The 20,616-nt window shown below is 64.2% G+C and carries 17 protein-coding genes; 7 read left to right on the forward strand and 10 right to left on the reverse strand.

What is annotated here, in order from left to right; translation table 11 throughout:
* Nucleotides 1–8: 8 nt before the first annotated feature.
* The 7 genes from C100_RS25845 to C100_RS25875 are packed head-to-tail and all read right to left on the reverse strand — an operon-like array spanning nt 9 to nt 7,152.
* On the reverse strand, nt 9–1,205 hold the full coding sequence (locus C100_RS25845; protein WP_024017900.1) for an acetyl-CoA C-acetyltransferase: 1,197 nt from the start codon (nt 1,203–1,205) through the stop codon (nt 9–11).
* A complete protein-coding gene (locus C100_RS25850) occupies nt 1,205–2,377 on the reverse strand; it encodes an acyl-CoA dehydrogenase family protein (protein ID WP_024017901.1) in 1,173 nt (390 codons plus the stop codon). Before C100_RS25850 ends, C100_RS25845 begins: the two co-directional genes overlap by 1 nt.
* Nucleotides 2,377–3,555 (reverse strand): acyl-CoA dehydrogenase family protein, encoded by a 1,179-nt coding sequence (locus tag C100_RS25855; RefSeq protein ID WP_024017902.1) that lies wholly within the window; start codon nt 3,553–3,555, stop codon nt 2,377–2,379. The genes C100_RS25850 and C100_RS25855 overlap by 1 nt, the downstream gene beginning before the upstream one ends.
* Before the next feature lie 10 nt (nt 3,556–3,565).
* Nucleotides 3,566–4,483: an SDR family NAD(P)-dependent oxidoreductase gene (locus C100_RS25860; RefSeq protein WP_024017903.1), complete on the reverse strand. Its 918-nt coding sequence runs from the start codon at nt 4,481–4,483 to the stop codon at nt 3,566–3,568.
* Nucleotides 4,480–5,361, reverse strand: coding sequence for a MaoC family dehydratase (locus C100_RS25865; RefSeq protein ID WP_024017904.1), 882 nt, complete (start codon nt 5,359–5,361; stop codon nt 4,480–4,482). The genes C100_RS25860 and C100_RS25865 overlap by 4 nt, the downstream gene beginning before the upstream one ends.
* Nucleotides 5,351–6,238: an FAS1-like dehydratase domain-containing protein gene (locus tag C100_RS25870; RefSeq protein ID WP_024017905.1), complete on the reverse strand. Its 888-nt coding sequence runs from the start codon at nt 6,236–6,238 to the stop codon at nt 5,351–5,353. Before C100_RS25870 ends, C100_RS25865 begins: the two co-directional genes overlap by 11 nt.
* Nucleotides 6,235–7,152, reverse strand: a complete 918-nt coding sequence (locus C100_RS25875; RefSeq protein ID WP_200866529.1) for an HpcH/HpaI aldolase/citrate lyase family protein — start codon at nt 7,150–7,152, stop codon at nt 6,235–6,237. The genes C100_RS25870 and C100_RS25875 overlap by 4 nt, the downstream gene beginning before the upstream one ends.
* Before the next feature lie 201 nt (nt 7,153–7,353).
* Between C100_RS25875 and C100_RS25880 the strand changes: the two genes are divergently transcribed.
* Nucleotides 7,354–8,784, forward strand: a complete 1,431-nt coding sequence (locus tag C100_RS25880) for an MmgE/PrpD family protein (protein WP_024017907.1) — start codon at nt 7,354–7,356, stop codon at nt 8,782–8,784.
* A 31-nt stretch (nt 8,785–8,815) separates the two neighbouring features.
* Nucleotides 8,816–10,051 carry a CaiB/BaiF CoA transferase family protein gene (locus C100_RS25885; protein ID WP_031308427.1) on the forward strand — a complete coding sequence of 412 codons (1,236 nt, stop codon included), beginning with the start codon at nt 8,816–8,818 and terminating at the stop codon, nt 10,049–10,051.
* 59 nt (nt 10,052–10,110) lie between these two features.
* Here the strand turns inward: C100_RS25885 and C100_RS25890 are convergent, their stop codons facing one another.
* From C100_RS25890 to C100_RS25900, 3 genes are read right to left on the reverse strand one after another with little or no spacing between them, the layout of a single operon-like run.
* Entirely contained in the window at nt 10,111–11,247 is a 1,137-nt protein-coding gene (locus C100_RS25890; RefSeq protein WP_024017909.1) for a CaiB/BaiF CoA transferase family protein, read from the reverse strand.
* Complete coding sequence (locus C100_RS25895; RefSeq protein WP_024017910.1) at nt 11,244–11,972, reverse strand: nitroreductase; 729 nt, start codon at nt 11,970–11,972, stop codon at nt 11,244–11,246. The genes C100_RS25890 and C100_RS25895 overlap by 4 nt, the downstream gene beginning before the upstream one ends.
* Nucleotides 11,969–12,979 carry a LysR family transcriptional regulator gene (locus tag C100_RS25900; RefSeq protein ID WP_161633886.1) on the reverse strand — a complete coding sequence of 337 codons (1,011 nt, stop codon included), beginning with the start codon at nt 12,977–12,979 and terminating at the stop codon, nt 11,969–11,971. Before C100_RS25900 ends, C100_RS25895 begins: the two co-directional genes overlap by 4 nt.
* A 208-nt stretch (nt 12,980–13,187) precedes the next feature.
* Here C100_RS25900 and C100_RS25905 point away from each other — a divergent pair, with 208 nt between their 5' ends.
* The 5 genes from C100_RS25905 to C100_RS25925 all read left to right on the forward strand — a co-directional run bounded on the left by C100_RS25905 (nt 13,188) and on the right by C100_RS25925 (nt 20,545).
* Nucleotides 13,188–15,134, forward strand: a complete 1,947-nt coding sequence (locus C100_RS25905; RefSeq protein WP_024017912.1) for an AMP-binding protein — start codon at nt 13,188–13,190, stop codon at nt 15,132–15,134.
* Nucleotides 15,131–15,928, forward strand: coding sequence for an enoyl-CoA hydratase/isomerase family protein (locus C100_RS25910; protein ID WP_024017913.1), 798 nt, complete (start codon nt 15,131–15,133; stop codon nt 15,926–15,928). Before C100_RS25905 ends, C100_RS25910 begins: the two co-directional genes overlap by 4 nt.
* Before the next feature lie 67 nt (nt 15,929–15,995).
* The gene (locus tag C100_RS25915; protein ID WP_031308433.1) at nt 15,996–17,465 is read left to right on the forward strand and encodes an aldehyde dehydrogenase; all 1,470 of its coding nucleotides are present in this window, start codon (nt 15,996–15,998) and stop codon (nt 17,463–17,465) included.
* Between the two features lie 105 nt (nt 17,466–17,570).
* Complete coding sequence (locus C100_RS25920; RefSeq protein WP_024017915.1) at nt 17,571–19,016, forward strand: MmgE/PrpD family protein; 1,446 nt, start codon at nt 17,571–17,573, stop codon at nt 19,014–19,016.
* Entirely contained in the window at nt 19,013–20,545 is a 1,533-nt protein-coding gene (locus C100_RS25925) for an aldehyde dehydrogenase family protein (RefSeq protein ID WP_200866530.1), read from the forward strand. The genes C100_RS25920 and C100_RS25925 overlap by 4 nt, the downstream gene beginning before the upstream one ends.
* Nucleotides 20,546–20,616 lie beyond the last annotated feature (71 nt).

Below are 20,616 nucleotides of genomic sequence, written 5' to 3' on the forward strand. Positions count from 1 at the left end.
TCTGAAGATCAGGCCCGTTCGAAGATCGCGGCCATCCCCTGACCGCCGCCGATGCACATGGTTTCCAGGCCATAGCGCACATCGCGGCGCTGCATCTCATGCAGCAGCGAAGTCATGATGCGTACGCCGGTCGCGCCGATGGGATGGCCCAGCGAAATGCCCGAGCCGTTGACGTTCAGCCGGCTGCGGTCATCCCAATCCCAGCGCTTCAGCACGGCGAGAACCTGAGCCGCGAAGGCTTCGTTGACTTCGACTAGGCCCATATCATCCAGTTTCAGCCCGGTTTTTCTAAGCAGCCTGGCCGTGGCGGGTACGGGGCCGATGCCCATATGCGACGGCTCGCAGCCGGCGGCGGCCCAACCCTTGAGGAAGGCCAGCGGTTTGAGACCCAGTTCCTCCAGCCTGTCCTCCGCCACGATTAGGCAGGCGGCCGCGGCGTCATTCTGCTGCGCCGCATTGCCCGCCGTGACGGTGCCGTCCTTCATGAGCGCGCGCAGTTTCCCGAGCGACTGCGGGCTGGTTTCCGCCCTGATACCCTCGTCGCGGGAGAACAGCACGGCGTCGCCCTTGCGCTGCGGCACGGGAATGGGAATGATCTCCGCCGCGAAGCGCCCTTCTTCCCAGGCGTCGGCGGCGCGGCGGTGGCTTTCCGCCGCGAAGGCGTCGGCGTCTTCGCGCGCTATCCCGTAATCGCGCGCGAGATTTTCCGCCGTCTCGATCATGCCGGAAATAGGACCGAAGCGCTCCACTGGCTGCGACCGTTCACGGCCCCGGTCGAGCCGATCGTAAAGCTGCGTGCTGCCGGACCGTTTACCCCAGCGCATGTCGGTGGTGTAATATTCGATCCGACTCATGCTTTCGACGCCGCCGGCCATGACGACATCGCAGGCGCCGCTTTCCACCATCATCGCGGCGGTGACGATAGCCTGCAAGCCGCCACCGCAACGCCGGTCGAGCTGCATCCCCGGCACCTCGACAGGCAGTCCCGCCGACAGCGCTATCCAGCGCCCGACGCAGGGCGTCTCGCTATTGGCATAGCTTTGCGCGAAGACGACATCCTCGATCCTTGCCGGGTCGATCCCGGCGTGCTCGATCACCGCCCTGGCGACCAGGCTGCCCAGCGTCTCCACCGGCACGTCGCGCAGCGACCCTCCAAAGGCGCCGACCGGGGTGCGCAGCGGCGCGACGATCGCGGCCCGGCGCATCAGTAGCTCCTCGGCAGGCCAAGGACATGCTCGGCGAGGAAGGAGAGGATGAGGTTGGTCGAGATCGGCGCGACCTGATAGAGCCGCGTCTCGCGGAACTTGCGCTCGACATCATATTCCTCGGCAAAGCCGAAGCCGCCATGGGTCTGAATGCAGACATTGCCCGCCTCGACCGAGGCGTCGGCCGCCAGCAGCTTGGCCATGTTCGCCTCCGCGCCATTGGGCTGCCCGGCTTCGTAGAGCCGCGCCGCTTCATGCACCATCAGCTCGGCCGCGCGCATATTGGCGTAGGCGCGAGCGATGGGGAAGGAGACGCCCTGATTCTTGCCGATGGCGCGGCCGAAGATGCTTCGTTCGCCGGCATATTCCGCGGACTTCTTCGTGAACCACTTCGCATCGCCAACACATTCCGCCGCGATCAGCGTGCGTTCCGCGTTCATGCCCGACAGGATATAGCGGAAGCCCTTGCCCTCATCGCCCAGCAGATTGGCGGCCGGGATGCGCATATTGTCGAAGAAAACCTCGGTCGTCGCATGGTTCATCATTGTGCGGATCGGACGAATCGTTAGCGACCCGTCCGCCAGCGCGTGCTTCATGTCGACGATGAAGGTTGACAGCCCGTCCGTCTTTTTCGCCACCTGATCCTTGGGGCTAGTGCGCGCGAGCAGCAGCATCAGGTCCGAATGTTCGGCGCGGCTGGTCCAGATCTTCTGCCCGTTGACGATATAGTCGTCGCCATCCCGCACCGCCGTCGTCCGCAGCGCGGTGGTGTCTGTGCCGCTGGTCGGCTCGGTCACACCGAAGGCCTGCAAACGCAATTCGCCCGTCGCGATCCTGGGTAGATAGGCGCGCTTCTGCTCCTCCGACCCGTGGCGCAGGATCGTGCCCATCGTGTACATCTGTGCATGGCAGGCACCGCCGTTGCAGCCTTCGGCCTGGATCGTCTCCAGGATCGCCGCCGCTGCTGACAAACCAAGGCCCGACCCGCCATATCCCTCCGGGATCAGCACGGAGAGATAGCCAGCCTCCGTCAGCGCCTTCACGAAGGCCGTGGGATATGCCCGCTTCGCATCGAGATCGCGCCAATATTCGCCGGGAAATTCCGCGCACAGGCGCCGCACGCCCTCGCGGATTTCGGGGAAATTCTCATTGTCATAAGGGCTGAGATTCATCATTGCGCTCCATGAAATTCGCGCAGCAGATGCTTGGCGATTTGCAGTTGCAGGATTTGGGTGGTGCCTTCGTAGATGCGGTAGAGGCGGGCATCGCGGAAGAAGCGTTCCGCATCGTATTCGGCCAGATAGCCCGCGCCGCCATAGATCTGGACGACGCGGTCGACGACGCGGCCGCACATCTCGGTCGCGAACACCTTAAACGCCGCCGCCTTGCGCAAGACATTCTCGCCCGCGTCGGCTCTATGAGTGACGTCGGCCATCATGGTTTCGGCAGCATAGATTTCGATCTCGCTTTCGGCGATCATCTGCTGGATGAGCTGGAAATTGGCGATCGGCGCGCCGAACGCCTTGCGCTCGGTCGCATACAGGATCGCGCTGTCCAGCGCCCGCCGCGCATAGGCGGTTGCCGCCGATCCCACCGACATGCGCCCGGTGTCGAGGCTCATCATCGCGAAGGCGAAGCCCTGCCCGGTCTCTCCGCCCAGCAGCGCGCCGTCGGATACCTCCACATCCTCCAGGATGACATCGGCGATGTGGCTGCCGGCCTGACCCATCTTCTTGTCGGACTTGCCGATCGATACGCCCGGCGCATCCATGGGGATGATAAAGGCCGATACATGCGCGTTGCGCGGCAAATCTTCCTTGTCCGTTCGCGCCATCACCAGCGCCACCTTGGCGTAGGGCGCGTTGGTGATGTAGCGTTTGGTCCCGTTCAGCACCCAGCCCCTGTCGGTTTTGACCGCCATGGTTTGAAGTCCTGCGGAATCAGAACCCGACCCCGGCTCGGTCAGGGCGAAGCTGGCGATGTCGCCCGCCGCGATGCGCGGCAGCCATTGGGCCTTTTGCTCCGCCGTGCCGCCATTCTTGATCGCCGAACAGAACATGCCGGTGTTGATCGTGATGAGCGAGCGAAAGGCCGGCATCGCGTGGCTAAGCGCATGGATCGTGCGCGCATATTGGCTGATGTCCATGCCCGCGCCGCCAAATTCCTCCGGCGTGGTCAGGCCGAACAGGCCCATGTCGCGCATTTCCGCGACGATGGCGTCGGGGATGCGGTCCTGCTCGATTATCGCCTTTTCGGCTGGGATCAGCCGGTCGCGCACATAGCGCCGCAACTGTTCGATGAACTGCTCGAATAGCTCGGCGTCCATGCCCGGATTGGGGGTGCTGCTCATGGCTGGGGCCTCAGATCGGATCATAGGGAAAGACGTGGGCCGACACCTCGTCGGCGCGGGCGAAGCTGGGGCGGAAGGCGGGGAGTAGTTCGTCCGCGATCGCCTGTGGCGTCCAGCCTTCCAGCTTGGCGATAGAGCGCAGCGGACGCGGCTTGGAAAAGAGCAATATCTCATTCTTGCGCACGCAGAAGATCTGGTTGCTGACCTCCTTCGCCACGTCCGAGATCAAGAAGGAGACGAGCGGCGCGACCTTGTCCGCCGACATTTCCTGCAACCGCTTGACTCGGGCCTTCTGCTCAGGGGTTTCGGCGGGGATGGAAGAGGTCATCCGGCTCCATGCGAACGGCGCGATGCAGTTCGATCGCACGCCCGCGCGCGCCATGTCGAGCGCGATGGATTGGGAGAGGGCGACGACGCCCAGCTTCGCCGCCGAATAATTGGCTTGGCCCAGATTGCCAATTAGTCCGCTGGTCGAGGTGAAATGGACGAAGCTGCCCGACTGCTGTTCGCGGAAATGGGGGGTGGCGGCCTTGGCCACGTTGAACACGCCGGTCAGGTTGACGTCGATGACGCTCCGCCAGTCCTCATAGCTCATCTTGTGCCAGATGGCGTCGCGCAGGATGCCGGCATTGTTGACCACGCCGTCGATCCGCCCAAAACGCTGGACCGCGTCCTCGATGATCGTCGCGGCCGCCACCGGATCGGCGACATTGGCGAGATTGGCGTGCGCTTTGCCGCCGAATGCGGCGATTTCCGCCGCGACCGCTTCGGCCGGGCCCGCGTCGCCACCTTCACCTGCCTGCGCCACGCCCGGATCGTTGACGACCACGGCCGCCCCCTGCCGCGCGCAATGGAGCGCAAGTTCCCGGCCGATGCCGCGTCCCGCGCCGGTGATGGCGACCACCTTGCCTTCGAGGCACCCGGTCATATTGCTCTCCTATCCATAGCCAATGTCGTGAAATATCCCTGATCCGCGACCACGGTGCCGCGTTCGGCGACGCGCGCGCGGAAGGCGCCATTGGCCCAGATTTCCGTGCGGATCGTCTCGCCGGGCATGACGGGCGCGGCGAAGCGCAGGCTAACCGATTGCAGCCGGTCGGTTCGATAGTCCAACTGGCGTAGCAGCGCGTGGGTGATGACGCCCATGATACAGAGGCCATGCAGGATCGGCTGATCGAAGCCGGCTTTTGCCGCCACCTGCGGATCGCTGTGCAGCGGGTTGAGGTCGCCGTTCAGGCGATAGTAGAGCGCCTGCTGCGGCAAGGTGGGCAGGTCGATCACGCCATCCGGCTCGCCATCCGGTGCGGGTGGCGGCAACGGGGGCGGGACGGGCGGCGATGCAGCATCGTCGCCGCCAAAGCCTCCACCGTTGCGGATGAAGGTGGTGCGGTCGAGACGGGCGAAACATGCGCCTGCCGCATCCACCAACTCGGTTTGCGTGATGATCAGCGCCGCCTTGCCCGGTCCCTTGTCGATAAGGCCAGTGATGCGCGTGCTGCTGGCGACCTTTCCATCAACCGGGATCGGCGCGAACAGCATCAAGGATTGGCCGCCATGTAGTACGGCGAGCGGATCGACGCCGGAATCGGGATGCCCCAGCCAGAAGCCCGGATGCGCCAGCACCAGCGCCATGGAGGGCATGGGGACCGGCCCGGCGAGCGGATCGACGAAGGGCAGTTGCGCCGGGTCCAGCGGATCATGGCCCAGGCCGACGGACAGGGCGTAGAAGGCGGCGTCGCGGGGCGTCACCTGTTGCCGCACCGCCGGGATCGGGAAATTCAGCAGTCTGTCGGCGTCAATCGGCATCGGACGTCTCCAGTTCGGCATGGGCGGTCATGGCCGCCATGCCGTCCGGTCCCTCGGCCCAGAGCGCGAAACGGCCCGGCGTCTCTTCCGGCTGACCACATAGTTGGGCCGTCGCACCGGAAAATAGCGGGCTGCGTCCCCGGAAGGAAAAGCAGCGCAGGCGGCCGCCCACATGCGTCATCAGCCGGTCTGCCAGCAGCGTTGCGGTCAGCGGTCCTTGCACGACCAGACCGGCATAGCCTTCCTCGCCCTGCGCATATGGCAGGTCATAATGGATGCGATGAGTGTTGAAGGTCAGCGCCGAATAGCGGAACAGCAGTCGGGCATCGGGGAGCAGCGTGTCGCGCCACAGCGCTGGCGGCGGTTCGGCGGTCACGCTGGCGGGCAGGGCCGGCGCGGAGCTGGCGCTCGCTGAGCGATAGACCAGATCCTGTTCTTCGTCGATGGCGAGGCCGCGTCCGGTCGACAGGCGGTGGCGCAGGGTTACGAACAGTAAGGGGCCTTGCTGGCCGGTCTTGCTTTCGATGCTGATGATCTCGGTCGCCCTTTCCACCCGATCGCCGATCAGCAGCGGCTGGAAGAATGTCAGCCGTCCCCCGGCCCACATGCGGCGGGGCAGGGAGATGGGCGGTATGAAGCCACCCAGTTTCGGATGACCGTCGATGCCCAAATCCGACTGGCGGGCGCGGGGCGTGAAATAGATCCAATGCCACAGCGCGGGCAGCGTATCGCCCTCCATGGGCGCATGGTCGTGGTCCAGTGTCGCGGCGAGCGCGGCGGCCGGCGCCAGCGCGATGCTGTCCCGCACCGTCTCGCTGCGTCCGATCCAGTTGCGTAGATGATCGAGTGCGATCGCGTTCCCGGCATCATCGCTCATTGCGCTTTCTCCGGGGCTTCGTGACGCAGATATCGCTCCGCCAAACGCAGATGCGCGCGGTCGATCATCTTCCCGTCCAGCAAAGTTACGCCGTTTTGGGCAGATTGCGCCAAGGCCCGTACCACCCCCCTCGCCCATTGCAGCGTCGCCTCGCTTGGCTGAAAGGCTGCATGGACGGCGTCGATCTGGCCGGGGTGAATGCACATCTTGCCGGCAAAGCCCAGTCGTGCGGCGTCGCCGGCTTCGCGCGCCAGGGCGGCGGTGGCGTGTGGATCGGGGAAAGGGGTGTCGATGGCAGGGACATCCGCCGCCGCCGCCGCCATGGCGACCGCTCGCCGCGCCTGTTCCAGCAGTGGATTCATCCCCAAGGAGTCGCGCGCCTCCACCCCCAGATCAGCGGACAGATCCTCCCCGGCGAAGCCCAGCGCACACAATCGCTCACTGACGCTGCGATAATCCGTGTTGCGCAGCGCGGCGGCGGTTTCCGTTACGAGTGGCAGGATCGCGATGTCCCCGACCGGCACGCTTGCCGCCGCCTCCAGAACGGACAACTGATCGCACAGCCGCTTTATGTCGGCGGCGGCCTCGCATTTGGGCAGCATGACAATATCGGGCCGCAACCCGCCGATCGCGCCGAGGTCTTCCAGATACCAGGGCGTATCCACGGCGTTGATGCGGATGGCGACCGGTTTGCGGCGATCACCGCGCAACACGCCGCAGGCCAACAGGCGCGCGGCGCGCTTGGCGGAGGGCGCGACAGCGTCCTCCAGATCGAGGATCACGACATCCGCGGGCGTATCGAGCGCCTTGTCGATCTTCTTGTCCGCATCGCCGGGCACGAAGAGCAGGCTTCGCAGTGCGAAGCGGCGATCATCCGTCACCCGCTCCTGTCGGGCGCCTTTCTGCTCAGGCAATGCTCCGTCCTTTCCGTAATGTCAGCCGGACCTACGCCGCTGGCTTGCTGGACGTTTCTTCGCACCAGTGGCTTCCATGCGGAAGTCCAGCGCCTTCACTGCCTGACTTAGGCATAGGCATGTCCTATGGGGTGAAGCCCTTCATTGGCAGACATCCTCTGGCCCGGTATTTTCGGCTCTTGAAACAGGAACCTAGAGAGAATGGCCTATATGTCCGCTTCATCGACCCGGATTTCGTCCGACCCTTCCGCAACGCTGGAAGAATCCATTCTCGATTTCATTCATGGATTTACGGTCGAAGACTTGACCGAGGCCGCGCGTTCGGCCGCCAAAAGGCTGATGCAGGACCAGATCGCGAACCAGCTCGCCTGCTCGCAACTGCCCTGGTCGATCAGGACGCTGGAGTTCGTCCGCTCCCAGATGCGGCCTGGTGTCGCGACCGTCACCGTCCATGGCGACAAGATGAGCGCGATCGACGCCACCATGGTCAACGCCACCTTTGGCCATGCATTCGAATATGACGATGCCCATCGCGAAAGCGCCAGCCATCCCGGTTCCTGCGTCGTGTCGGCGGCGCTTGCGCTGGGCGAGGAGGTCGGCGCCACCATCGACGAGGTGCTGGCAGCCATGGTCGTCGGCTATGAAGTCTATACCCGCATCGGCTCCATCGCCGCGCCGGAACTGCTGGCGCGGGGCTATCATCCCCATTGCATGTTGTCCAACTTTGGAGCCGCCGCCATCGCTGCCCGCCTGCTCCAACTTAGTCGCGAGCAGACCGGTCACGCGCTCGCCATCGCGATGAGCCACGCGTCGGGCACCACCGAATATACGTCGAGCGGCGGGTCGATCAAACGCGTCCATTCGGGGCTGGGCACCACCGGCGGCATCCGTGCTGCGCAGATGGCGAAGCATGGCATTACCGGCCCCATCTTCTACCTCACTGGCAGCAAGGGCTTCTATCGCACTTTTATCGGCACGGAAGTCGGAGACGAAGCCGCCGACTGGTTCCGTCCGGCTCGTCCTCTGGAAATCGCTAAGGTCTGGATCAAGCCCTATCTCTGCTGCGGCTGCATCCATGGCTACATCGATGCAGTGAGTCCCTTTGCAGGGCGCGCGGCGGAGGTCGAGCGGTTGGACCTGCGCATCCAGCGTTCCGCCAATGTGCCGGTGGGCACGAAGAACGCCAATGCCTATACCCCCCGGATGATCGAGCATGTGCAATATAGCCTGCCGGTCCAGCTCGCCTTCACGCTGATCGGGCTGGGCAATGGCTATCAGGTCCATCTCGACGCCAAGGAAGACCGGCTCGACCTGTCGGGCGAAGGCGAGATACTCAGGCTCGCGCGCCGCGTGCATATGGTCGAGGATGCGCAACTCGACCTGCAATATCCCGGCAAGTTCGTCGCCGATGTGACCGTCACCTTCAGGGATGGGAGCTCCGAGCGTGTCTTTATCGAGGATTCCACCGGCACGGTCGAAAATCCGATGAGCCAGGACAGGCTTGACGGCAAGTTTCGCGAACTGGTGGATGGCGTCATCAGCCCGGAAAAGACCGAGGTGCTGCTGAAAGCCATTCGCGATTTCGGCGGCGACGAGCAGGTTGCGACCTTCACCAACCTGTTGGCGCAATAAAGTGACCATGATGAAAGATAATGAGGTGACTATGACGATGCAGCGACCGCTTGAGGGCATTCGCGTCCTCGACCTCACCGTGGCGCTGGCCGGTCCCTATGGCTCGCTGTTGTTGGCGGGGCTGGGGGCGGAGGTGATCCGTGTGGAATCGCCCGATGGTGGGGATATCGCCCGCACCAATCCGCCGCACGTGGGGAAGAACGGCATTCATTATGGCGCGCCGGAGGAGGGCGATGTCTCGCTCACCATTCTCAATCGCGCGCGCAACAAGAAAAGCGTCACGCTGAACCTCAAATCACCTGAAGGACGCAGGCTGTTTCTGGAACTGGCGAAGCAGGCCGACGTCGTCATAGAAAATATGAGCGAGGGCGCCACCATGCGTCTGGGCGTCGCCTATGAGGATGTGGCGAAGGTCAATCCGCGCATCGTCTATGCCTCGATCAAGGCCTTCGGCGAGCCGAGCATCTATCCGGGCCTCAAGGGCATGGACGTGCTGGCGCAGGCGCTGTCGGGGATCATGGACGTGACCGGCTTCAAGGACGGCCCGCCCACCCGCTTCGGCCTACCGATTGCCGATCTGCTGGCCCCGCTCTATGCCTGCAACGGTATCCTTGCCGCGCTGATCCAGCGCGGACGGACGGGCCAGGGGCAGCATATTCAGGTGTCGATGCTCGATTGCCTTGCCTCCCTGGTGGCGGAGGAGCATTTCGACGTGTCGCAGGCGGCGGGCTATCCTGTGCGGTCGGGCAATTCGCAGGACCGGCTGGTGCCGTTCGGGGTGTATCCGACACGCGATGGCCATGCAGCGATTGCGGGGTTCAATCCGGTATGGTTCCGGGGATTGCTGGAAGCGATGGGCAGGCAAGAATTGCTCGACGATCCGCGTTTTGCCAGTCGCGGTCCGCGCATGAAACATGCCGATGAACTGAACGCGCTGATCGAGGATTGGACTAGCGGCTATGCAACGGTCGACCTGCTGGCGGAACTGGGCAGCCGGGGCGTGCCGTCGGTACCGGTGCGCACCGCGGTTGAGGTGCTGAACGACCCCAGGCTGCGCGAGCGCGGGGCGGTGGTGGAACTGGAGCATCCAAGCCTGGGCAAGATCGGCGCGACAGGAATGGGCCTGCCCATCCATTTTTCAGCCTGCAAGGTGGGGTTTGATCAGCCCGCCATGGATCTGGGCGCAGCCAATGCAGCGGTTTTCGGGGCGTTGCTTGGCGCTTCGGACAGCCAGTTGGCCGAATGGAAGCAAAGCGGCGTTATCTGAGCCTGTCTTGTGACGGACCATGAGGGGCGGGCGATGCGAGGGCATCACCCGCTCTTTTTTTATGCGGTCGTCAGCGCGAATTCGCGCCGCAACGCTTCGTCATGCTCGCCCAGGGCTGGCACCTTGCCGCCACCATGGCGATGGCCATCCACTACCGCCGGGCCGGCCACCATCACCACGTCATCCTCGCCCGCCGTCGCGGTAACGGTGGTCAGCGCGCTATGCGCCATCAAATCCTCCAGCGTCGATACGCGGCCCCAAGCGATCTTTGCGCGTTCCAGCCTTTCGATGGCCTGTGCCGTGGGCATCGTCGCGAAGACGGCGTGTATGATTTCCTCCATCGCCGGGCGATTGGTCACGCGCAGCGAATTGGAACGGAAACGCGGGTCGTTCGCCAGTTCCGCATCGTCCAATATGTCGCGGCACAGTTGCGCCCATTCGCGCTCGCTCTGCACCGCGACCAGCAGGGTGCCATCCGCAAATTCATAGGCGCCATAGGGCGCGATCGACGGATGGGCGAGGCCGACCCGGCGCGCCAGCGGGCCGCCGTTGCGCGCCGCAATATAGGGGATGTTCATCGCCTCGGCCGCCACGTCGAACAGCGATACGGAAATGGCGCTGCCTTCGCCGGTACGCTCGCGCCGGTAGAGCGCTTCCAATATCTGTGCATGGGCGGTCATGCCGGTGGTGACGTCGCAGATCGATATGCCGATGCGGCTGGCGCCCGATGCTTCGGTGCCGGTAATGCCCGCAAGACCCGATTCCGCCTGGATCATCAGGTCATAGGCCTTGCGCTTCGCATCGGGCGTATCCGGCGCATAGCCGCTGATGTCGCAGGTGATGAGCCGGGGATAGGCCGCGCGAAGAGCCTCGCTGCCCAGACCAAGACGGCCGGTGGCGCCCGGTCCCAGATTCTGGATGAACACATCGGCCTTGGCCAGCATGGCATGGACGAGCGCGCGGTCATCCTGCTGCGCCAGATCGACGCGGCAGGATTGCTTATGGCGGTTGAGCCAGGTGAAATAGGTCGAATGGCCTGCCGCATAATTATCGTAACCGCGCGCGAAATCGCCCTCATGCCGTTCTAGCTTGATGACACGCGCGCCGGCATCGGCGAGGCGGCTGCTTGCCAGCGGCGCCGCGACGGCCTGTTCCAGAGCGACGACCAGCAATCCTTCCAGTGGCTTATATGTCATTGCGAAACTTTCTTCACACTGTCGTTGAGCGGCGCGCGGCGCGACCGGAACCGGTTCACAGGACTGTCCATTTCGGCGAAGCCGAAGGAGGCGCCGACAACGAACATCTGGTCGTCGGGCACGGCGAAATGGCGGCGGATCAGCGCCGAATGATGGGCAAGCGCCGCCTGCGGGATGATGCCCAGCCCCAGGCTCTGTGCTGCCAGCAGCAGCGTGCCCAGATAGACGCCGCAATCGACCGCGCCATAGGCGCCCAATTCCCGGCTGGTGTGGATCAACAGCACATGGGGTGCGCCAAACAGCCGCTGATTTTCCCGCGCCTGCCGCGCCGAAGCCTCGCGATCGCCCTTGACGATGCCCGCGCTTTCGTAAAGCTGCCAGCCGACCTCGCGGCGGCGCTCCAGCCGGACCCCGCTATAGGCGGCGGGAAAGGCGATGTCCGGCGCCGTGTCGGGCGTCGGGTTGTCGATGTCCGCTATCAGCGCGGCGCGAAACCGATCGGTGGCCTCGCCCGAGGTGATCGTCACCTGCCAGGGCTGGGTGTTGCACCAGGACGGCGCCAGTTGCGCGATGGTCAGCATCCGGTCGATCAGCGCGTCGGTCACCGGATCGGGCCGGAAGGCGCGGCAACTGAAGCGATCGACCAGCAGTCGGGTCAGCGCGCCCGCATCGGGCGGAAGGGCGTCTGGCCCTTCGGCCAGGGCGCTGCGTTCTATCGACGTCACTTATTATCCTTTTCCACGGGTGGATTGAGGCGGGCATCTTCGCTGATGAAGGCCGCATCAAGTTGAAATCGTTCAATCATTTCCTGAATGATGATGCCGATGGACTGTTGTACGGCGAAGCTGGCCCGGGTGATCGGGCGGGACCGCTTGCGCAGCATGAACGCGCTGCGGGTCATTGTCGGTTCGACAATCTCGAACAGCCTGATGGTCCCGGCGGCTACCTCGTTGATCACGGCGGCATGGGGCAGGATCGTGTAGGCGCTCGCCCGGGTCGCCATGGTGATGAGCTGGGGCAGCGAGTCGATCTCGACAATGATGTTGAGTTTGATCCCCGCGCCGCGGGCGAAACGCTCCACTACCTTGCGCGCGCCGTGTGAGCTGGCGGGCAGGGCAAGGGGCAGAGAAGGGAGATCGACGCCCTTGATAGTCGGCGCGGCGGGATCGGTCCAGTCGACGCAATCGGGAATATTGTCGGGTGCGGTCGCGAGGAAGAGTTTTTCGGCCATGACGGGCTGGAATATCAGGTCATGGTTGTCGTGGACTTCATAGACATAGCCGAGGTCCATCCGTTCTTCTTCGATCCATTCGGCAATATTTCCTGACATCCCTTCCGTGATACGCAGACGTACTTCGGGATACTCGCTCTGGATTGTTTCGGCGAGCGGTACGCTCAGCAACAGGCCGAGCGAGGGTGGCAGGCCGACGGCGACGGGGCCGCGCGCGTCATTCCCGGCATGGCGAATTTCGTTGATGGCGCGGCCGGTGGCGTCGACGATCTGCCGGCCATGTTCGGCCAGCAATTGCCCGGCCTGCGTCAGCATGACGCCGCGCGCGCTGCGCACCACCAACTGCACCCCCAGCCGTTTTTCCAGCCGCATCAGATTTTCGGACAGCGACGGCTGCGCCATATGCAGGGCCGTCGCGGCGGAGGAGATCGATCCCTGTTCCGCAAGCGTCACGAAATAATGCAGTTGACGGACATCCAAGGCGGGTAGCTCTCTTGCCATGCGCAGCGTTCGTTCATGTGCGAGTTCGGGTGAAGACATAGCGCGAAAACTCCGCTGGCAGGGCATAGGTTTACCCTATGCCCTGCCGAGGGGTGGGGTCAATCGCCCTTTGTCCGTGCTTGCGCGCCGCGCCGTCGAGGCGGATGAGAAGGGCCGTAAAGAGGATGCACCGCGCCTGACGGCGCACCCATCGACGGGATGAAAAAGCATGTCGAGAGACGACAAGGATATCTGGCACCCCAGCCATCGACAGGCCGAGGAGGCGCAGGTGACGGCTTGGGTTCGCGCCTTCGGCCTTGCGGATTATGACGCGCTGCATCGGCATTCGCTGGAGCGGCCCGACGATTATTGGATGCGCGTCATCAATGAACTGGGCATCGTCTGGTCGCGGCGCCCCGACGCCTATGTCAGTTTCGATCGCGGTCCTGAATTTCCCGACTGGTTTCCCGGCGGCGAATTGAACTGGGTGGATACCGTGCTGCGCTGGTGCGACGATCCGCGGATGGCGGGCCAGCGCGGCGTCGTGGCCGAGCAGGAAGACGGCACGGTGCAATGGCTCAGCTATCCCGAGCTGGGAGAGGCCGTGCGCCGCTTTGCCGCCGGCCTGCGGGCGCGGGGCATTGGGCACGGGGACCGGGTGGGGCTGCTCACCGAAAACGGCGTCGAGGCGACGGTGTCGCTGCTGGCGCTCGCCTATGTGGGGGCGATCGTCGTGCCTTTGTTCAGCGGCTTTGGCGCGGATGCGATCATCTCGCGGCTGAAGCCGAGCGCGGTCAGCACGCTGATCGCAACTACCGGTTTCCACCGGCGCGGGCGGCGGGTCGATCTGGTGCCGGTGGTGGAAGAGGTCGCGCGGCAATTGCCGTCGCTTCAGCACATCATCTGGAAGGGCACGGACGTTCCATCGAGCGGGATCGACTGGCAGGAGGTTGCGGCGACGACGGAGGATGGCCTGCCCGCCGAACGCATGAGCCCGTCCGACCCCTTCATGGTGATCTACACCTCCGGCACGACTGGCAAGCCCAAGGGCGCGGTGCATACCCATGGCGGCTTCCCGCTGAAGATCGCCCACGACTCGCTGGTCCATTTCAATGTCGGGCCGGGCAAGGTCTATTGCTGGCCGGCGGATATGGGCTGGATCGCGGGCACATTGGTCCTGTCCTGCGCCTTGCTGCGCGGCGCAACTTTGGTCTGCTATGACGGGGCGCCCGACTATCCCGACTGGTCGCGCATGGGTCGTCTGGTCGCGCGGCATGGCGTGACCCATTATGGATCGGCGCCCACGCTCATCCGCGGCCTGGCCGCCAATGAAGCGCTGGCGCTTGCGGGCGACCGTTCGACGGTGGAACTTCTCATCACAGCGGGCGAGGGCATTGATCCCGAACATTTCATCTGGTTCCAGCGTCGCTTTGGCGGCGGCGCGCCGTTGATCAACTATACCGGCGGGACCGAGGTATCCGGGGCGTTGCTGTCGAGCGTGGTGGTCAAGCCCATTCGCCCGTCAGGTTTCAACACCGGTTCGCCCGGCGTGGATGTCGGCGTGGCCGATGCGGGCGGGAACGCGCTTGTCGGCGAAGTGGGCGAACTCGTCGTGCGCAGCCCCTTTGTCGGTATGACGCACTCCTTCTGGCAGGATGATGAGCGCTATCTCGACAGCTATTGGCGCACCTTGCCGGGCATCTGGGTACATGGTGACTTGGCGGTACGGGATCGGGACGGCTCCTTCTTCATGATGGGTCGTTCGGATGACACGCTCAAGGTCGCAGGCAAGCGCCTTGGCCCGGCCGAAGTCGAGGAAGTCGTGCTGGAACTGGAAACGGTCAGCGAAGCCGCCGCCATCGGCGTGCCCGATGCGACCAAGGGCGAGAAGCTACTGGTATTCATCATCATCATGCCGGGCTGGGCCGGGGATGGCGCGCAACTGGCCGATCAGGTCGCGCGCCATGTCGCGGATCGGCTGGGCAAACCGTTCAAGCCGAGCCGTGTCCATCTGGTCCGGCAATTGCCCAAAACACGCAGTTCGAAGGTGATGCGCCGCGTGATCAAGCGCATCTGGACCGACCAGCCGCTGGGCGACCTGTCCGCGCTCGACAATCCGGGCGCCATAGAGGAGCTGGAGGCGGTCAGAAATGCGGAGAGGAGTATCACAGCATGAGCGACCGCAACGGACGGTACAAGGCGTTTGATTTCGACTGGCCCTCTGATGGGGTGTTGCGCCTGACCTTCAACCGGCCCGAGCGGCTGAATACGCTGGACCGGCAAGGGCATCAGGAAATCACCGACATCTGGCGCGACATCAGCGCCGATCCCGATGTGCGGGCGGTCATCCTGTGCGGCGCGGGGCGGGCCTTTTCGGCGGGCGGCGATTTCGAACTGGTCGAGGAACTGACCGACAGCTACGCCGCTAAAGTGCGCGTCTGGCAGGAAGCGCGCGATCTGGTTTACAACATCCTCGACTGCACCAAACCGATTGTGTCCGCCATTCAGGGTTCGGCGGTGGGCGCCGGGCTTGTCGCGGGGCTGCTGGCGGACATATCGATCGCGGGCAAAAGCGCAAGGTTGGCCGACGGGCATACCCGGTTGGGTGTGGCGGCGGGCGATCATGCGGTGATCCTCTGGCCGCTACTGTGCAGCATGGCCAAGGCGAAATATCATCTGCTGCTTTGCGACCCGGTGAAGGGGGAGGAGGCCGAGCGCATCGGCCTTGTCTCGCTTTGCGTCGAGGATGATGTGCTTCAGGACAAGGCGGTTGAGATCGCCGCGCGCCTGGCGGCCGGGGCGCCGACAGCGATCCGCTTCACCAAACATGCGCTTAACAACTGGATGCGCATGGCGGGGCCGGCGTTCGACGCTTCACTTGCGCTGGAGATGCTGGGCTTTGGCGGGCCGGAAGTAAAGGAAGGGCTGGCCTCCTTCCGGGAGAAGCGGCGGCCCGACTTTTCGGCCTGACCTTACCCTCATCGGGGGATTGAGCGCGCGCCTCCGTCCCCCGATCCTGTCGGAAAAGGAGAGGATCATGACCCCGAGTTGGGACAAGCTCTACATTGCCGGTGAATGGGTCGCGCCCGAAGATGGCGCGGTGATCGAGTCGATCGATCCCGCGACCGGGCGTCCTTGGGCACGGGTCGCAATTGGCGGCGCGTGCGACATCGACAAGGCTGTCACCGCCGCGAGCGAGGCTTTTGCCGGGCCATGGCGCCACATACCCGCTTGGGAGCGGGCGCAACTGATCCGGCGTTTTGCCGAACTCTATCGTGAAAAGGCGCCCCGGTTGGCGGAACTGGAGACGCGCGACTGCGGCCGCGCCATCCGGGAGGCGCGCATGGATGTCGGCGCCCATGCGCAATGGTATCACTGGTTCGCGTCGCTGGCTGACAAGAGCGAGGGACGGACCTTGCCGCTGGACGAGGGCGTCCATGCCTTCACGACCAAGGTGCCGGTAGGGGTCGTCGGCGCGATCACGCCCTGGAATGTGCCGCTGCTGACGGCTTGCTGGAAGATCGGCACAGCGCTGGCGGCGGGCTGCACGGTGATATTGAAGCCTTCCGAACTGACGGCGGTGACGTCGCTGGAACTGGCGCGCATCGCCGATGAAGCAGGATTTCCGCCCGGCGTCGTCAATGTCGTGCCGGGCGCCGGCCCTGCCGCAGGCGCGCGGATGGTCGAGCATCCCGGCATCGCGAAAATCTCTTTCACCGGATCGGGCGCGACAGCGCGGCGCATGTTACGCGACGGTGCGGATACGCTCAAGCGGTTCACCTTCGAACTGGGGGGCAAGGCAGCCCATATCCTCTTTGCCGATTGCGATCTCGACGCGGCGATCAATGCGGCGACATCCTCGGCCTGGGCGCATTGCGGGCAGGCTTGCGCGCTGGGGTCGCGGGTGCTGGTACAGCGGCCCATCTATGCGCAGGTGGTGGAGGCCTTCCGCGCCCGTCAGCAGCGGGTGCGCGTGGGTATGCCGCTGGACGAAGCGACGCATATGGGACCGCAGGCGCATGAAGCGCAGCTCGCCAAGACGCTCTCTTATGTCGAGATCGGCAAACAGGACGGGGCCGAACTGGTAGCGGGCGGCGAGCGGCTCGGCGGCGCGCTGTCGGACGGCTATTTCGTCGCGCCGACCATCTTTGCGGAGGTGCGCAACGACATGCGCATCGCGCGCGAGGAGATATTCGGGCCTGTGGTGTCGATCATTCCCTTCGACGAGGAGGAGGAGGCCATCGCCATCGCCAATGACAGCGAGTTCGGGCTTACTGCGGGCCTGTGGACGCGTGATCTGGGTCGGGGGCTGCGCGTGTCGCAGCGGATCGAGGCCGGCATGGTGTGGGTCAACAGCTATCGCTATCTGCGCTGGTCGACCCCCTATGGAGGATTCAAGGCGAGCGGCTGGGGCCGGGAAAATGGCAGCGACGCGCTCGACGCCTATCAGGAAATCCGGACCACGGTGATGAGCGCGACCGGCCATTTCGCCGACGCCTATGGCTGACGTAAGCAATGTCCCCCCCAAGGGGGAATGTGTGGGCCGGTAGGGCGGCGTAATTTGGTTCAATCATAGAGGACGCCCTGGAAAGGGGCGCACGGAGAGACTGGGATGGACACCCTCATCAAACAACTGGCGGACTTTACCGGCCGGACCGCCATCAGCGTTCTGCCGTCGGAGGTGGTGGAGGAGTGCAAGCTCATCATCCTCGATTCCATCGGCTGCGCGCTCGCGGCGGTCGATCAGCCCAAGGGACGGGCCGGGATCGACTATGGCCGCATGACCGGCGGCGACGACGGCCCGGCGACGATCATCGGCACCGACCGGAAAGTGTCGGTCTTCGGCGCCGCCTTCGCCAATGGCGAACTGATTAATACGCTCGACATGGACGCCGTGCTGCCGCCCGGCCATGTCTCCCCCTATGTGCTGCCCGGCGCGCTTGCGATGGCAGAGCAGGAGGGCGTGAGCGGCGCAACCTTGGTTGAGGCCACGGCGCTGTCCCATGAAATCTCCTACCGGCTTGGCAAGGCGATGGATTATCTGCGTGATACAAGGGACGGAAAAGTGTCCCCGCCGCAAGTCTATGGCTATAGCAGCACAATCTTCGGCGCGACGGCCGCGATCATGAAGATCAAGGGGGCGTCAATCGACAGGATCGCCCATGGTCTTGGCATTGCGGGCTGCATCGCGCCCGTCAACTCGCAGGCGGCCTGGTTCCAACATGCGCCCAGTTCGACCATCAAATATCTGCTCGCCGGATCGCTGACACAGGCGGCCTTCACCGCCGCGCATATGGCCGAGCTGGGGCATCGCGGCGATCTTCAGGTGCTGGATGACCGGGACTATGGCTTCCCGCGCTTCATAGGCACCGCGCGCTGGGAGCCGGCGCCGATCGCCGATGCGCTAGGCGCTGAATGGCGTTTCCCGGCGGAGCAGACCTACAAGCCCTATCCGCATTGCCGCATCCTTCATGCCCTGATCGACGCGATGACGGAGATACTCGATACGAACGATATTCAGCCGCAGGAGATTGAAGGCATCAAGGCCTATGTCGAGGGCTTCGTCGAGCAGCCAGTATGGCTTAACCGTCGGATCGAGCATGTCCATGACGCGCAGTTCAGCATCGCCCATGGTCTGGCGGTCGCGGCGCATCGGGTAAAACCCGGCAAGGCATGGATGGATGAAAGCCTTGTCTTCGGGGAGTCCGTGATGAGCCTGATGGACCGCGTGTCCCATGAGGTGCATCCCAACTATGTGAAGCTGATCGAGGGCCATGCGGCCAGCCGTCCGGCCATCATCGAGATTCGTGCGCGGGGCCAGATGTTCCGGGGCGAGCGGCGCTATCCGCGCGGCAGCAAGGCGCCCGAGCCAGGCATTGCGCTTAGCGTGGCGGAGATCGTCGAGAAGTTCCGCCACAATGCCGATGGCGTTATCCCGCCGCGGAATGTCGACCGTTGCATCGAGGCGGTGATGGCGCTCGAACGGCTGGCCGATGTGCGCCATTTGATGGAGGCTGTACGCCCCGCGCCGGTCGCGGCCGCGCTGGCGGTGGCATGAAGGGGGTGGAAGACATGGCGACGCTGGTCGGAAAAAGCCGCATATTGGCGATCCGGGATCGTTTGGGCGTCAAGCCGGGGCAACTCTATATCGACGGGCAATGGCGCGACGGTGGGGAAGGGCGCTACGACCAAATCCATCCCGCGACCAATGAGGTCGTGACCAGCTTCGCCGAAGCCGGGCGGAGCGGCGTGGATGCAGCGGTCGCGGCGGCGCGGCGGGCTTTCGATGAGGGACCATGGCCGCATCTGGCGGCGCGCGAGCGCAAGCGCATCCTTCAGCCGATCGTCGAGGCGATCTATGCGGCGGAGGAGGAGATTGCTCATCTCCAGACGCTCGACAACGGAATGCCAATCAGCTTCAGCCTGTCGGGCCGCGTTTCGGGCCGTGTCGCGGCGGACATGTTCGACCATTATGCCGGCTGGATCGACAAGATCACCGGCGAGACTTTTCCGCAATATAGCGGCGCGACCAACATGCACTACATGACCTTCCGCGAGGCGGTGGGTGTCGTAGCCGCGATCACGCCGTGGAACGGGCCGGTCATGACCTTCGCGATGAAGGTTGCGCCCGCGCTTGCCTGCGGGAATGTGGTGGTGTTGAAGCCGTCCGAACTGGCGGGTCTCGCCATTGCGAGGCTGGCGGACATATTAGCGCAGTCGGACTTGCCGCCCGGCGTTTTCAACCTCGTGACCGGTGGCCCGGCGACCGGCGAAGCGCTGTCTACCCATACCGGCGTCGACAAGGTCAGCTTCACCGGCAGCCCGGTGGTGGGCGAGAAGATCATGTCGACTGCGGGCCGCAATATGAAGCGCCTGACGCTGGAACTGGGCGGCAAGAGCGCGGCTCTGGTTTTCCCTGACACCCGCGATGTGCGGACGGCGGCGCGTAACCTGATGGGGCTATGTTCGACCTTCCTGTCAGGGCAGGTCTGTTCGACACCGACGCGGGCGTTGGTCCATCGCTCGATCCTCGATGAATTCGTGCATTATGCGCAGGAACAGGTGCAAGAGGTTAAGTTCGGTGATCCCTTCGACCCGGCTACGACGTCGGCCCCGATCATTTCAAAGCGCCAGTTGGAGCGGGTGCTGTCCTATGTCGCAATTGGGCAGGAAGAGGGCGCCCGTCTTGTCTTTGGTGGCGATCAGCCCGGCGGCGATCTGGCGGGCGGCAATTGGGTCAGCCCCGCCTTGTTCGTTGATGTCGATAACCGAATGCGGATCGCGCAGGAGGAGATTTTCGGGCCGATACTCTGCGTCATCCCCTTCGAGGAGGAGAGCGATGCCATCCATATGGCGAATGACAGCGACTATGGACTGTCGGGCGGCATCTATACCACCGATCTCAGCCGGGCCTTTCGGGTTGCAAAGGCGATGCGGACGGGGTCGGTGGGCATCAACGGCTATTCGGTGATGCCCAATTCGCCGGCGGGCGGGATCAAGCGCTCCGGCCTCGGCCGCGAGGGCGGCTGGGCGACGATCGAGGAATTTACAGAAATCAAGACCGTGATGCTCAATCTGGATGCCTGATCGGGTCGATATTTTTTTGATAAAAAAACTAACGGTCAACTGATCGAATTTGGGAGAAGCGGTTTCCTTGG

Source organism: Sphingobium sp. C100 (assembly GCF_000508185.1).
Taxonomy (GTDB): domain Bacteria; phylum Pseudomonadota; class Alphaproteobacteria; order Sphingomonadales; family Sphingomonadaceae; genus Sphingobium.

Excerpts from the sequence above, each read along its gene's own strand:
- C100_RS25900 (WP_161633886.1), bottom strand. The coding sequence starts at position 12,979 with ATGGCAAGAGAGCTACCCGCCTTGGATGTCCGTCAACTGCATTATTTC.
- C100_RS25860 (WP_024017903.1), bottom strand. The coding sequence starts at position 4,483 with ATGACCGGGTGCCTCGAAGGCAAGGTGGTCGCCATCACCGGCGCGGGA.
- C100_RS25850 (WP_024017901.1), bottom strand. The coding sequence starts at position 2,377 with ATGAATCTCAGCCCTTATGACAATGAGAATTTCCCCGAAATCCGCGAG.
- C100_RS25910 (WP_024017913.1), top strand. The coding sequence starts at position 15,131 with ATGAGCGACCGCAACGGACGGTACAAGGCGTTTGATTTCGACTGGCCC.
- C100_RS25890 (WP_024017909.1), bottom strand. The coding sequence starts at position 11,247 with ATGACATATAAGCCACTGGAAGGATTGCTGGTCGTCGCTCTGGAACAG.
- C100_RS25885 (WP_031308427.1), top strand. The coding sequence starts at position 8,816 with ATGACGATGCAGCGACCGCTTGAGGGCATTCGCGTCCTCGACCTCACC.
- C100_RS25855 (WP_024017902.1), bottom strand. The coding sequence starts at position 3,555 with ATGAGCAGCACCCCCAATCCGGGCATGGACGCCGAGCTATTCGAGCAG.
- C100_RS25915 (WP_031308433.1), top strand. The coding sequence starts at position 15,996 with ATGACCCCGAGTTGGGACAAGCTCTACATTGCCGGTGAATGGGTCGCG.
- C100_RS25905 (WP_024017912.1), top strand. The coding sequence starts at position 13,188 with ATGTCGAGAGACGACAAGGATATCTGGCACCCCAGCCATCGACAGGCC.
- C100_RS25845 (WP_024017900.1), bottom strand. The coding sequence starts at position 1,205 with ATGCGCCGGGCCGCGATCGTCGCGCCGCTGCGCACCCCGGTCGGCGCC.
- C100_RS25865 (WP_024017904.1), bottom strand. The coding sequence starts at position 5,361 with ATGCCGATTGACGCCGACAGACTGCTGAATTTCCCGATCCCGGCGGTG.
- C100_RS25870 (WP_024017905.1), bottom strand. The coding sequence starts at position 6,238 with ATGAGCGATGATGCCGGGAACGCGATCGCACTCGATCATCTACGCAAC.
- C100_RS25880 (WP_024017907.1), top strand. The coding sequence starts at position 7,354 with ATGGCCTATATGTCCGCTTCATCGACCCGGATTTCGTCCGACCCTTCC.
- C100_RS25925 (WP_200866530.1), top strand. The coding sequence starts at position 19,013 with ATGAAGGGGGTGGAAGACATGGCGACGCTGGTCGGAAAAAGCCGCATA.
- C100_RS25920 (WP_024017915.1), top strand. The coding sequence starts at position 17,571 with ATGGACACCCTCATCAAACAACTGGCGGACTTTACCGGCCGGACCGCC.